This is a genomic window from Chryseobacterium sp. YR221, assembly GCF_900176315.1.
Classification (GTDB): Bacteria; Bacteroidota; Bacteroidia; order Flavobacteriales; family Weeksellaceae; genus Chryseobacterium; species Chryseobacterium rhizosphaerae.
In genome coordinates this window covers 1,010,745-1,023,207 of sequence record NZ_FWXM01000001.1, presented here as the reverse complement: position 1 = coordinate 1,023,207, position 12,463 = coordinate 1,010,745, and the positions used below count along the sequence as shown (strand labels likewise).

The window sequence follows — 12,463 nt, the reverse complement described above, 5'->3', positions numbered from 1 at the left end:
GTTTTTTTAAGATTTAACAGTATATTCTTTTTCCAGTTGGATGGCTTTCGGGAAGAGGATATTATTTTCCAGGTGGATGTGCTTATGCAGGTCATTTTCAAAATCCTGAAGCATGGCAAAAGCTACTTTGTAAGTATTGCAGGCATCAGCCGGGGGAAGATATTCATGGGTTATCTCCGCAATTCTTCTGAAACGGTCTCCTTCTACACTGTGCTCATGCTGCATCATGCTGACCGGATTTTCCACTGTTCCAAAAGCCGGATGCTGAAGGGACCCTCCCGATATTTTGGCTTTCATCATATTTCTTACAAAAGGAAACAGGATAAGCTCCTCTTTTTTCATATGAGCTGCCAGGTCATGGGCAGATTCATTGAATAGCGTATTGATTTCAAATAATTCCGGATGTCTGCCTCCGTGAACTTTGCATAATTTATCCAGAAAAGCCTGTAAAACCGGTGTTTTTTCCTCTACATAACGGTGATGTGTCTTTTCAATATAATCTGCCAGAAGATCGAGAGGCCAGCTGCCGAAATCAATGGAGCCGCCTTCATTTGCCGGTAAGGATTCCAGTTCGGCATAAACCTTTTCCGGATCAAGTTTTTTAGGAGTACAGGCTTCCTCTATTGTTCTTCCGCCTTTACAGCAGAAATCTATTCCATGTCTTTTAAAAACAGCAGCTGTTCTGAAGTCTTCAGCCACCATGTTTCCTATTAAGTCTGTTTTTGTATTCATAATATAATACTTTTTTGTCTTTTATTATTTTAAATTTTTTTACTGTTTTTTTAGGGAAAGGATATATTTCACCATTTGTTTAGCATCCTCTTTATTGAGGCCTTCATGAGAGGTCATCGGGATATCACCCCAATTTCCTTTTCCGCCCTCAATGATTTTTTGTGCCAATTGATCCATATCTACGTCTGTATACTTTGCCGCTACATCCTGATAGGAAGGTCCTATTAATTTGGCATCTATTTTATGGCAGGCAAGGCAATCTGCTCCTTCTATCAGTTTCAGGCCCGGATCGCCGGAAGTATTACTAGAAACAGGAGGAGCCAGAGTTTCAGCTGGCTGTGGAGCGGGTTGTTCAGTATAAGGAGCGGGTTGTGGAATCGGAGTGGTATCCTTGCTGGAACAGGAAAAACAAAATAAAGATAAGCTGAATATAATGGCGGTATGTAAGAATTGTGTTTTCATAATATTGATTTAAATTTTCTGAGCGAGAATAGATACAGCACAAAGGCAGTCTTCATATTTTTTAAATGTTTTTCTCATCTGTATTACCCTGGATCGTATATCAGGTTGGGTCATGAGATTACCTACAATTTTCAGAAATCCCCGGAACCCTTCATCACTGATGATTCTTTGGGGTTCTAAAAGATGCATAGGAGCTGTTTCTATTTTTTTAATGGTAAAACCTTCCTTTTCCAGGAGATGGGTCCATTCTGAAACAGTCAATGGACGGGCATTTACTTTAATGGCCGAAGCCAGGTCCTTCTGAATATGTAGTTTTACATCATCATCTAAAGTATCTGGTGTCAGTGCCAGTTCATGGATCGCGTAATATCCTTTAGGTTTTAAAATTCGGGAAGCCTCCTTTATAATTTCAGATTTTCTGTGGTCAGCATGCATAGTCAATAGCGCTTCTCCATAGACTTTGTCAGCGGACTGCTCCGGTAATGAAGTGTGGGCGGCATTCCCAGATTGAAATTTTGCAGAAGTTTGCCTGAACTCCTTATTCAAATGATCTGTTACTCGTTGCTCAGCATCGATTCCTGTATAAGATTTAGGATTGTTTTTTAAGGCGAGACGCGCCGTATAACCAAGTCCCGGAGCCAACTCCACGACATCATCATCAGGAGTAATATGTAACATGGTCAGCATTTTTTCCGTAAGCATCAGGCCTCCCGGACGAAGAACTTTTTTACCAATTCTGGCCAGCAGCCAGTGACCGGACATTTTTTCAATATTCATTGGGTTGAGTTTTAAATTGTAAAATAATAGCCAATACTAAGGTTAGTGCTTTGATAGTTTCCGCATAGATGAAATAGTCATGAAGTGGAGTAGCCGGTAATGATAGTCCCGAAGAAATACGATCTACCCGCGCATCGAGTACGGGAAGCATCCAAAATTGCTCTAACAGGAGTATGAAGATTAAAACCGTGAGAACCATACAGTCAGTTTTTGTATAGTTTTTACGGCTGATATACATGAATATCAGAATTAAAGCAAGGAATAGACCTTGTATTTTTGTGGAGAGGCCAAACATCAGTTTCCCCAATCCCAATGCTGTTGAAAGTGTTATTCCTTCCACCTGAAATTTCATCGGTGTTTCCAAAAAACTAATGGTCATAAACATTCCCGCCATTACACAAAACAGCATCAGTACAACAGGATTTTTAAGATATAATTTCATTTTTATTATTTAATATATTAAGACCTTTTTATCTTTTATTTGATCAAATTTTTTTAGGTCTTAAGATAGGTCAGTTTTAAATCTAAATTATCGACAAATGCCTGTATTTTAGAACTCTCCAGCATGATACGAAGATTGGTTCTGATACTCTTAAACTGATCATGAAGAGGGCAGGGATGTGTTTCAGAACACTGTTCAAGACCTAATCCACAGCCTGAAAACAGCTTGTCACCATCAATTTCTCTCACAATATCCGCAATGGTATTATTCAAATTCTGCTGATCCATATAAAAACCTCCGTTTGGGCCTTTCGCCGACTGAACAAATCCTTTTCTACTTAAATCCTGTAGAATTTTGGCTATAAAATGTTCAGGCGAACTAATGCTTTTAGCTATGTCTTTGATTCCAACCCGGCTGCCGTTTTTAGACTGCTGGGCGATATAGATCAAAGCTCTTAATGCGTATTCGCAGGTTTTGGAAAACATTTCTTCTGAATTTTATAGGACAAAGATATAAACTTATTTTTAATAGAAGATAAAAAACTCTTTTATTTTTTTTAAGTTTGATAAAGATCATAGGAATTGAGAATAATTGACCACCCCGTCAAAAATTTTTTGAATTTTCGCCACCTTTCCGGTGCATGTGTTTAGTATTTGATTCTTGATGTATGAAAAGGATGGACAGCTTCTTTAAACTGCAGGATTACGGAAGGCTTTGCTGCTTTTTCTGAGATCAGAAGGTCGGGATTGGGTAAACTCATGGAAAGTATCACTGAAGGCACTAATAGAGCTATAACCAACATCATCGGCAATTTCGTTGATCGGCTTATCAGTATTTAAAAGCAGTTCAATCGCTTTGATGATTCTTAATGTTTTCAGATACTGAAGAAAGGAAATATCCATATCCGATTTAAAGAGACGGGACATGGAACGCTCACTCAATCCAAATCTTGTACTCACATTGGTCAGGGTATGTTTTTCTCCGATATTCCATTCAAGGTAAGAAACAATTTTCATCATTTGCTTATTATGAGTGGCAGGAAGAATAATAGGTAATGGCTGTTGGTGGGTTTTGGGCAGGATTTTTTTTAATGCTACCAAAAATTCAAAATTCTCATCTTTTGCCGAAACGTGTTTTTCATCCCATATTTCCGTGTATTTGATCATTTGAATCAAAAGTTCTGATGCGGGATAAATTCCCAGTCTGCTGTAAAAAGGATCTGCGATATCATCATGAGCGTAAAAATAAAGGGAACGCAGGACTGTAGCACTATGTCCGATTTCCAGGATATGTTCCATTCCCTGAGGAATCCAGAAGAAATGCCTGGCGGGTACTACATACGTACGGTTATCTATCGTAATGTAGGCAATACCGCCTTCTACATAGCTTAGCTGCCCTTTGGTATGCTTGTGAAACGGAATCAGTTTTTCTGATTTTTCGTGCATAATAAAGACACTTTTGTCATGTCGATCGATATCCGGAAGCGCTGCAATTAATCCCATCAGAAATTGAAAATAGTATGAAAATGCAAATATAATCATTTGGCCGGAATCATGTAAAACTTGACTATTTTAGATAAAAATATTTTCCGGATTGCTGATAAATTTGCAGTGCAATAATTCAAAAATTCAGATGAAAATTTATCTTACCGGACTGCTGATACTGGGAACTTCCTATATGCTATCGGCTCAGGCAGGCAGTCCCCGAAATGACACCATTCGGCTTTCCTTAAAAGACGCATGGCAGAAAGCTGAAGAGCACAGCCGTCATATCAGAATCAATACCATAGATGCAGACATTGCCGAAGCTGAAGTAAAAGATGCCAAAAGAGAACGGCTTCCGGAAATTGAAGTTAAAGGTTCTGCCGAGAAAGCTTCCAATATTCCCATTTATGAAAACGGAATTTTTTCCAAACCTACCCAACATGAAGTAATCCACACCCTTTACAGAGCGGGAGCTGATTTTTACCTGAATATTTATCAGGGAAATAAGCTTAATCTTAAGATCAAAGAGAATCAAACCCTTCAAAAAATTAAAGATATTCAAAAAGAGCAGGCGGTCTCCGATATTCATTATAAAACAGCTGCCCTTTATCTTGACCTTCAGAAAACATTCATTTTCAGAAATCTTATCCAACAGGATATTGCCGATCAGAAAGTTCAGCTGAAAGAAATTCAGGCTTTATATAAAAACGGAGTGGTTCTTAAAAGTGATGTTCTCCGGATAGAGCTTGAACTTTCCAAACGTAAAATGGCTTTGGTCACCATTGAAAATGATATTCTCATAGCCACACAGAAACTGAATATTATTTTAGGAATTCCTGATGAACAGGTGGTGATGCCTGATGCTCCGTTTAATGAATGGAATGAAAGCAGCACCTACGGAGAGTATGTAAAACAGGCTATGGATCATTCTTTTGACTATCATGTTTCCGAACAGCAAACGGAATTAAGTAAAATTAAGCTTAAGCAGGTTAAAGCCAATGTAAGCCCTAAAGTTGGCCTGTATGGTGAATTTTATTATGCCAACCCACAGATTTTCCTTTATCCATATAATTCCGACTGGTATTCGCTGGGAGTGGTAGGGGTAAAAGCTTCATTTTCCATCTCTTCACTGTATCATAATACTCATAAAGTAAAAGCAGCTGCCCTGGAGTTTGAAAAAGAAGAAGAAGCTCATAAGAATACGGAAGATAAAATCAGACAGCAGGTAAAAGAAGCCTACTTACGATATGAGGAAGCTCTTGAGCAGATTAAGGTGGCTGAAACAAATGTGGTTCAGGCGAAAGAAAATGCCCGCATTATCAAAAACACCTATTTCAATCAGGCCTCTCTGGTTACAGATCTGCTGGATGCAGACATACAGCTTCTTCAGACCAAATTTGAGCTGGAAGCAGCCAGAATCATGGCTCAAAACAATTATTATTTACTGCAAAATATTACAGGTACCTTATAATACAATGAAAAAAAAATATACCCCAACCGACAGACTGATTACAAAAATTACAGGATGGATTTCAGTTTTTATCGTCGCCGGACTTGCTGTCTGGGGCGGTTTTACCCTTATCAATTACTATCAATATGAGCAGACCAATGATGCTCAGGTTCAGGAATATGTAAATCCTATTATTTCAAGAGCCGGAGGATTCATCGTGGCGGTCAAGTTTGAAGAAAATCAGGAAGTGAAAAAAGGAGATACCCTTCTGGTGATAGACAGCCGTGAATATATTCTTCAGCAGGAACAGACCCAGGCGGCTCTTCAGAAAGCCCGTGCACAGCTGAAAGTTCTCACGAGCAATACCACTACTACAGAAAAGGAAGCTGCTTCAGCTCAGGCTCAGGTGAGTGCCAATGAAGCAAAAGTCTGGAAACAGAAGCTTGATTATAACAGATATGAGAAACTCTACAACGAGGAATCTGCAACTAAACAACGCCTTGAAGATGTGAAAGCTACCCTGGAGGTGAATGAAAGCAATTATAAATCTTCCCAGGATGCATATGCTGCTTCTGTGTCGAAAATCAATGATATTCAGGCTGAAAAAACGGTTGTACAGGCCGAAATTGCAAGACTGCAGGCATTACTGGACCGTCATAAACTGGATGTAAGCTATACGGTAGTCACCGCGGCTTATGACGGAAGAATGGGAAGACGAACCGTTGAGGTGGGACAGATGATTGATGCGGGAGAGACCCTGGCTTTTATTGTAAATAATGAAACGGATAAATGGGTAGTGGCTAATTATAAAGAAACCCAGATCAAGGATATGCATATTGGTGATCATGTGAAAATTGTCGCTGATTCTTATCCTGATCAGGAATTTCAGGGGACGATTATTTCACTTTCGCCTGCTACAGGATCAAGCTTTTCATTATTGCCGCCTGATAACTCAACAGGGAATTATGTGAAAATTGTGCAGCGTATTCCGGTTCGTATCAGAATCGAGGGTAAAAGAAAAGATATTGATATTCTGAAATTAGGAATGAACGTCAATGTATATGCGGGTAAAAAGCATTCCAATGGCTAGAAAAATTCCTTACTTTAAAAGATGGGTGCCGGAATGGCTTGTCAAGATCATTCTCTTTGCCATGACCCTCCCGGGTATCATTATATTTTTTCTGCCCCTGTCTAATGTGAATGCAGCAGCAGGATATTATGGGTGTGAACCTGCTGATATTCAGTTTTCAGTAGCTTTGTTTTATGCCGGATATGTAGGGTTTTACTGCCTGGAGAGGCGTTTTTTCAGCTTTCTTGCGGCCAAAGAATACTTTCTTTTATTTACGACTTTACAGATCATGGCCTGTCTGGTCTGCTATGGTACGAATGAAGTGTATATCCTGTTTCCGGTACGTTTTATTCAGGGAATGCTGTTTGCAGGAAATGTGAATCTTTCCCTCACCTTAATTTTTACACGGTTAAGCAGCGAAAGAGGAAGAGAGATCAGCTTTTCCGTATTCTTTGGTATTCTGATCTGTGCTTTACCTTTTAATAACCTGATTACGGCAGATCTTATAGACTCATATAATTTTAATATTATTTATAAAACAGCCATTTTTTCATATGTGCCAGGTCTTTTCTTTCTGACTCTTGCGATGACAAACTACAGAACGGGTGCCAGGTTTCATCTTTATAAACTGGACTGGCAAAGCTTTGCTGTTTACAGTACCATGCTGGTACTGATCGGCTATATCATGATTTTTGGACAGGAGTATTACTGGCTTGAGGATCCCAGAATTCTGGGAAGTGTGATTGGAATTGGTATTTTAATCGTTGTGTCAGTCATTCGCCAGCGCGCTATTAAAAGACCTTATATCGATCTGCGTGTTTTCAGATATCAAAACTTTAAAATGGGATTACTGATTCTTTTTGTAATGTATATCTGTCGCTTTGCTTCGGGAATTACCAATAATTATTTTATTACAGAGCTACACTTTGATCCTTTTTATCTCTCCTATATCAATGTTTTTAATCTTGTAGGGCTTATTGCCGGGGTGATCATTGCCTGCTGTATGGTATTACAGAAGAAGAGAATACGGAATATCTGGATTCCCGGATTTTTAATGCTTCTTGTTTTTTATGGGATGATGTATTATTCTTTTGATGTGCAGGCAGATGAATTCAATTATTTTATTCCGTTGTTTCTTCAGGGGTTGGGAGTAGGGCTGATCATGGTGCCCACGATTATTTTTATCATATCATCAGTTCCCATTGCTATAGGGCCTTCTGCTGCAGCTATGGCCCTGGCGATACGGTATCTGGGCTTCTGTATCAGCATAGCTTTGATTAATTATTTTGAACTTTTTGAAAAAAGCCGTCACTATAATGCCTTTCAGGATCATCTGACTGCGGTAGATCCTGCTGTAAAGGATTTCCTTCATAAGCAGACCGCTAAACTTAGTGCGAAAGGAATGCTTGAAGATCATGCTGCCAAAGCCGCCCATAAGCTGATGATCGGAAAGATTAATGCCCAGGACCATGTACGTTTTGCCATGGATTATTATGAAATGATGTGCTGGCTCCTTTCAGCGTCGCTTTTATTGATTATCCTTTTTCCGTATCTGAACCGTACGGCACTTTATTTAAAATCACGCAGGTTATCCCCTGCATAAATTTAGATCATTCCTTCATACGATTATTATGAAAATAGGTAAGAAACCTCTCTTTCCCTACCTGAAATTTTTGAAGAAATAAAAAATGCCTTTCAGAGAGTTTCAGAACTTTTTGATAGGGGAATGTGTTGATGTAGTTAGTGAAAGACTGTCTTTAGGGCAGTCTTTTTTATTGTATGTAAAGATCATAAAAGTATAAATACTGGCCGAAACTGTATGTTTTTTGTCATTGCGGACGGAAGGCTTTCTGTGTACATTTGCATCATACAGAACGAGATATGAAGAATGTCAGAAAAGATTCAGGAAAGAAGAATATAGTACTTTTGGTACTTCCGGAGGTTCAGTTACTTGATATTGCAGGTCCCTGTGATGTGTTTACATCGGCTAACCGTTTTCTGGGTGATGATGAATCAGGATACCATGTTTTTATGGTATCCGGAACTTCAGAAAAGGTAATATATTCCAGCTCCGGAATGCCTTTGACCTGTAGTCATACAATATATGATATTGACTTTCATGTGGATACTTTTTTGGTAGCTGGGACAAGCCTTGCCATAGTGGATGACATTAATCCCGACCTCTATCATTTTCTTCAGAACATAAGCACAAAAGTGAGGCGGTTGGGATCCGTTTGTATCGGGGCATTTATACTGGCCAAAGCAGGACTGTTAAAAGGAAAACAGGTAACCACACACTGGAAATATGCCAATGCCTTACAACAGGCTTATCCTGAACTGGAGGTTAATATCAATCCGTTTTTCATCCGGGACAAACCTATATATACTTCCGGAGGGGTGTCTTCGGGAATGGACCTTGCCCTGGCACTGCTGGAAGAAGATTTTGGAAAAGCTGTAGCCTCGGAAGTTGCCCGTCATCTTGTGTTGCATCTTCGGAGACCCGGCGTACAGTTACAATTTGGAAATGCACTCCCGGACTATGATATGATGACTGCATTGACGAAAGATGTACGTGATCTCCTGAAAGATAAACTGGGACAATCTATTAGTATTGAATATATAGCAGATACCATGCATATGAGCATCCGTAATTTTTCCAGGGTATTCTTAAAAGAATCAGGGATGAGTCCCGGTAAATTCCTTGAAAAAATGAGACTGGATCAGGCCAGAAATATGCTGGAATATACGGAGATGAGCATTGATATGATTGCCGATAAATGTGGTCTCGGAAGTTCAGTAAGCCTTCGCAGGGTATTTTTAAAACATCTTTCCCTTTCTCCCGCTCAATACCGCAAGGCATTTAAGGGAATGGAATAACACTTTTTAATTTTTTTGGATATACTATTGAACGGCTGATGATAATCAGCAGGGAATAGTCTTGTCCTTATTTACCATATTAATCCTAATACTATCAGTATGAAACATGTACAACACATTAAAACCATGAACGTTGCATTTTTAGTGTATAATCAGGTAGAAGTTCTTGATTTGAACGGCCCACTGGATGTTTTCGTCAAGGCGAATGTAATACTGCCGGGCAGCTATCATTGCTATACCGTTGGAAAAACCAGGGACGCCGTATATGCTGAGGCCAATACGATGGCTATTGTTCCTACTTATGACCTCCAGACCTGTCCTAAACCGGATATGATTGTCATTCCCGGAACAAATCCTGATCAGGTAATGCAATATCTGAAGGATGATGACTTTCAAAATACAGTTCTCAATTGGGTGAAAGACCATTGCAATAATGGAACTGTTATTTTCACGGTCTGTACAGGAAGTATGCTGCTTTCGGAAACAGGTATCCTTGATCATTATGATATTACAACACACAGTATGTTGCTGGACGCACTGGAACAGCATAATACAGAAAGTAATGTTAAAAGAGGAGTGAGGTTTGTTGATCAGGAACAACTAATCACAACGGCAGGTATTACGGCCGGAATAGATGCAGCCCTTTACCTGATAGGAAAACATCATGGGCAGGAAGCTGTAGATACTATTGTACAGCTTTTTGAATACCAGCAGGGGAGTAGTATAGCTTAATTTCATTTTTCTTGCAGATCAAGTAAGTTATGCAAGATTTATCACCATCATCTGCGTAATCTGCTTAATCAGCGAGAGGATTAGAATAGTTTTTTTCTCGCAGATCCCACGGATTATGCAGATTTTTTAAAACTTACTTACTTATGAGATTAATGGGAGAGGTAAGAAATACACAGTTTCTTGCAGATTAAGAAAGGAATGGATATTTATCACCATCATCTGCGTAATCAGCTCAATCAGCGAGAGGATTAAAAATAGAACTTCTTTGTAAAAACACCAAGGTGGATTCTTAAAAAAAACAACGATAAACAGGAGAATAGTACCCACAGCTTTGGTATGATGTTTATCGAAGAAGCTGTGATCACTATTTTTATAAAAATAATAAATACTGTAAATTATTTATAGACAGATGCTTGTATATATTGCCAGAAAAAATACGCTAAAAACACTCAAAAAAAGTTGGAGTTAAAAAGTATTTTTCTATCTTTGCAGTCCCTTAAACAAAGGGATTTACTTGAAAATGGTAACATGAAAAAGTAGATGACCGACTCGGTAGCTCAGCTGGTAGAGCAATACACTTTTAATGTATGGGTCCTGGGTTCGAATCCCAGCCGGGTCACTAATAGCTCCTATTTTAGGGGCTTTTTTTGTTTATATTACCTTCCTAGCGTTAATTATTCTTTTAAATTACATCATAAAAGGTGTTAAAATTGAACAAAAATAAAGTACTCAGGTTATTATATTTTAAATTTTACGAGCCTATTTTATTTTTAAATCCTTTATTTTACGGTATTTATTGGGGTTAGTGTTGAAATTAACATACATTAACATATTTTAGTATTTTCGATTGATTTTTTTTTTACATTTGTCAAACAAAACTAAAAACCAAGAACTCATGAAAAACATTCAAAATTTAAAACGCCCGGACTCTTAATTATTTTAATCTCACAATAGTTAAGAACTATTCTTATTTCATCAAAAAAAATCACCCGACAATAGTATTAATCCTTGTAGGACTCTATAATATTGTCATTAAAATGACCGTTTTTATGAATAAAATCTCCTATAGGGGAATTTTCACGATGGCTATGCTGTCGTGCTCTTTCTCGGCGTATTCCCAGTTGGCTGGTTCTGATATCCAGCTTTGGGAAAAAACAAATTCTACCTTACGGGAAGCGACCCGGTGTGCGGATGAAAATTTATTAAATTTCCATTGCGGTATCAAAGACAAGCTTCTCAAAAAATATATTAAATACAGTAAAAACAAAAGCCATACATTGAGCTTGGTTCATACCGCGAAGGAAGATGAACTGATCTGGAATAATGCTGATAAAAGAGTTTCTTTAAGCAATAATTCGTATGTAAGAGATAAAAATCTTAAAGAACTTAGCAGGCGTCCGAGTATTTTTTCTTTTTTGGGAAATGCAGATCAAAAGGGGAAAGCCGATAGTTTGAAGATCAAATTCGAAGATCAGAATCTCTACGAAATGATTTTCTTTACGAGAAAAGCAAAGGCAATGGATCTTAATAAAATTCATTCGTATTTATCCATCAAATATGGAATTTCTTTAGAAAGAGGAAAATACTACGGAAGTGATGCTAAGGTAATCTGGGATCCCGAAAAGCATAAAGAGTACAAGTATCGTCCAACAGGTCTTGGAAGAGATGATGGAAATGAACTCTACCAGAAGCAATCAACAAACCAGGCAGATTTATTTCTGACAATCGGGATGAATACCATTGCAAGAACTAATTTTGAAAACCCTACCACACTGGATAATAATAATTTTGTGATGTGGTCAGATGATAACAAAGCAATGTCTCTGAAAGCTGAAAGCAATCTGGAAGTTCTGGAAAGAAACTGGGAGATCGACTTTATAGGAAATAAGATTCCGAAAACGGATTATAAAGTAAGAATTTTAAAAGATGCTGTTAATCCGCGATCACTTCCCATTGCTTATTGGATGTTGCTTAAAAAAGACAACGGAAAGATCCAGAAAATTCCAGGTGTTGAAAATGAAAAATATATACTATTCAGTAAAGTAGATTTTCTCGATGCTTTCGATTCTGGTGAGAGAGCTTATTTTACTTTTGCAATAGGTCCGAAAGATCAAAAGAATAAAGAGCCGGATCCACGATCTGCATCCAATTCCGGAAATCAATATGGAGAAAAAGATATGTCGGTGGATTTCAGTACTATAAATCTTTATCCTAATCCTGTGAAAAAAGATCAGAATTTTACTATTGTTTTTCCTGAGATAGAAAATCTTGTTATTTCGATCTATGATGGAGGAGGGAGATTGGTAAAGCTGGAAAAAATGAGTAGCTCTGCAAGATCATATACTGATCATCTTTCTGTACAGAGTTCTTATTTAATCAATCTTACCCAAAACGGAAAAATTATAAAAACTTTTAAACTAATCGTTGATTAAGCCTAA

At 38.1% G+C, this 12,463-nt stretch carries 12 protein-coding genes and 1 tRNA gene; 7 read left to right on the top strand and 6 right to left on the bottom strand.

Annotated elements, in window-relative coordinates:
• Window positions 1-6: 6 nt before the first annotated feature.
• From ric to B8967_RS04605, 6 genes are all read right to left on the bottom strand, one after another.
• Window positions 7-732, bottom strand: coding sequence for an iron-sulfur cluster repair di-iron protein (ric, locus tag B8967_RS04630; RefSeq protein ID WP_084084754.1), 726 nt, complete (start codon window positions 730-732; stop codon window positions 7-9).
• A gap of 39 nt (window positions 733-771) precedes the next feature.
• Window positions 772-1,194, bottom strand: coding sequence for a c-type cytochrome (locus B8967_RS04625; RefSeq protein ID WP_084084752.1), 423 nt, complete (start codon window positions 1,192-1,194; stop codon window positions 772-774).
• 9 nt (window positions 1,195-1,203) lie between these two features.
• Window positions 1,204-1,971, bottom strand: a complete 768-nt coding sequence (locus B8967_RS04620; protein WP_084084750.1) for a methyltransferase domain-containing protein — start codon at window positions 1,969-1,971, stop codon at window positions 1,204-1,206.
• Window positions 1,961-2,413, bottom strand: a complete 453-nt coding sequence (locus tag B8967_RS04615) for a hypothetical protein (RefSeq protein ID WP_228406029.1) — start codon at window positions 2,411-2,413, stop codon at window positions 1,961-1,963. The genes B8967_RS04620 and B8967_RS04615 overlap by 11 nt, the downstream gene beginning before the upstream one ends.
• Window positions 2,414-2,466: 53 nt before the next feature.
• On the bottom strand, window positions 2,467-2,898 hold the full coding sequence (locus tag B8967_RS04610; RefSeq protein WP_084084748.1) for an RrF2 family transcriptional regulator: 432 nt from the start codon (window positions 2,896-2,898) through the stop codon (window positions 2,467-2,469).
• A 204-nt stretch (window positions 2,899-3,102) separates the two neighbouring features.
• The gene (locus B8967_RS04605; protein WP_047490658.1) at window positions 3,103-3,915 is read right to left on the bottom strand and encodes an AraC family transcriptional regulator; all 813 of its coding nucleotides are present in this window, start codon (window positions 3,913-3,915) and stop codon (window positions 3,103-3,105) included.
• 130 nt (window positions 3,916-4,045) lie between these two features.
• Here B8967_RS04605 and B8967_RS04600 point away from each other — a divergent pair, with 130 nt between their 5' ends.
• The 7 genes from B8967_RS04600 to B8967_RS04570 all read left to right on the top strand — a co-directional run bounded on the left by B8967_RS04600 (window position 4,046) and on the right by B8967_RS04570 (window position 12,457).
• The gene (locus tag B8967_RS04600; RefSeq protein WP_084084746.1) at window positions 4,046-5,368 is read left to right on the top strand and encodes a TolC family protein; all 1,323 of its coding nucleotides are present in this window, start codon (window positions 4,046-4,048) and stop codon (window positions 5,366-5,368) included.
• Between the two features lie 4 nt (window positions 5,369-5,372).
• Complete coding sequence (locus B8967_RS04595) at window positions 5,373-6,437, top strand: HlyD family secretion protein (RefSeq protein WP_047490653.1); 1,065 nt, start codon at window positions 5,373-5,375, stop codon at window positions 6,435-6,437.
• Entirely contained in the window at window positions 6,430-8,019 is a 1,590-nt protein-coding gene (locus tag B8967_RS04590; protein WP_228406025.1) for an MFS transporter, read from the top strand. The genes B8967_RS04595 and B8967_RS04590 overlap by 8 nt, the downstream gene beginning before the upstream one ends.
• Window positions 8,020-8,297: 278 nt before the next feature.
• Window positions 8,298-9,293 carry a GlxA family transcriptional regulator gene (locus B8967_RS04585; RefSeq protein WP_084084742.1) on the top strand — a complete coding sequence of 332 codons (996 nt, stop codon included), beginning with the start codon at window positions 8,298-8,300 and terminating at the stop codon, window positions 9,291-9,293.
• A 99-nt stretch (window positions 9,294-9,392) separates the two neighbouring features.
• Entirely contained in the window at window positions 9,393-10,025 is a 633-nt protein-coding gene (locus B8967_RS04580) for a DJ-1/PfpI family protein (protein ID WP_047490648.1), read from the top strand.
• Window positions 10,026-10,571: 546 nt separating this feature from the next.
• Window positions 10,572-10,644, top strand: a tRNA-Lys gene (locus tag B8967_RS04575).
• Between the two features lie 430 nt (window positions 10,645-11,074).
• Window positions 11,075-12,457, top strand: a complete 1,383-nt coding sequence (locus B8967_RS04570) for a T9SS type A sorting domain-containing protein (RefSeq protein ID WP_179140031.1) — start codon at window positions 11,075-11,077, stop codon at window positions 12,455-12,457.
• The last annotated feature ends 6 nt before the right edge of the window (window positions 12,458-12,463 follow it).

Excerpts from the sequence above, each read along its gene's own strand:
- ric (WP_084084754.1), bottom strand. The coding sequence starts at position 732 with ATGAATACAAAAACAGACTTAATAGGAAACATGGTGGCTGAAGACTTC.
- B8967_RS04625 (WP_084084752.1), bottom strand. The coding sequence starts at position 1,194 with ATGAAAACACAATTCTTACATACCGCCATTATATTCAGCTTATCTTTA.
- B8967_RS04620 (WP_084084750.1), bottom strand. The coding sequence starts at position 1,971 with ATGAATATTGAAAAAATGTCCGGTCACTGGCTGCTGGCCAGAATTGGT.
- B8967_RS04615 (WP_228406029.1), bottom strand. The coding sequence starts at position 2,413 with ATGAAATTATATCTTAAAAATCCTGTTGTACTGATGCTGTTTTGTGTA.
- B8967_RS04610 (WP_084084748.1), bottom strand. The coding sequence starts at position 2,898 with ATGTTTTCCAAAACCTGCGAATACGCATTAAGAGCTTTGATCTATATC.
- B8967_RS04605 (WP_047490658.1), bottom strand. The coding sequence starts at position 3,915 with ATGGGATTAATTGCAGCGCTTCCGGATATCGATCGACATGACAAAAGT.
- B8967_RS04600 (WP_084084746.1), top strand. The coding sequence starts at position 4,046 with ATGAAAATTTATCTTACCGGACTGCTGATACTGGGAACTTCCTATATG.
- B8967_RS04595 (WP_047490653.1), top strand. The coding sequence starts at position 5,373 with ATGAAAAAAAAATATACCCCAACCGACAGACTGATTACAAAAATTACA.
- B8967_RS04590 (WP_228406025.1), top strand. The coding sequence starts at position 6,430 with ATGGCTAGAAAAATTCCTTACTTTAAAAGATGGGTGCCGGAATGGCTT.
- B8967_RS04585 (WP_084084742.1), top strand. The coding sequence starts at position 8,298 with ATGAAGAATGTCAGAAAAGATTCAGGAAAGAAGAATATAGTACTTTTG.
- B8967_RS04580 (WP_047490648.1), top strand. The coding sequence starts at position 9,393 with ATGAAACATGTACAACACATTAAAACCATGAACGTTGCATTTTTAGTG.
- B8967_RS04570 (WP_179140031.1), top strand. The coding sequence starts at position 11,075 with ATGAATAAAATCTCCTATAGGGGAATTTTCACGATGGCTATGCTGTCG.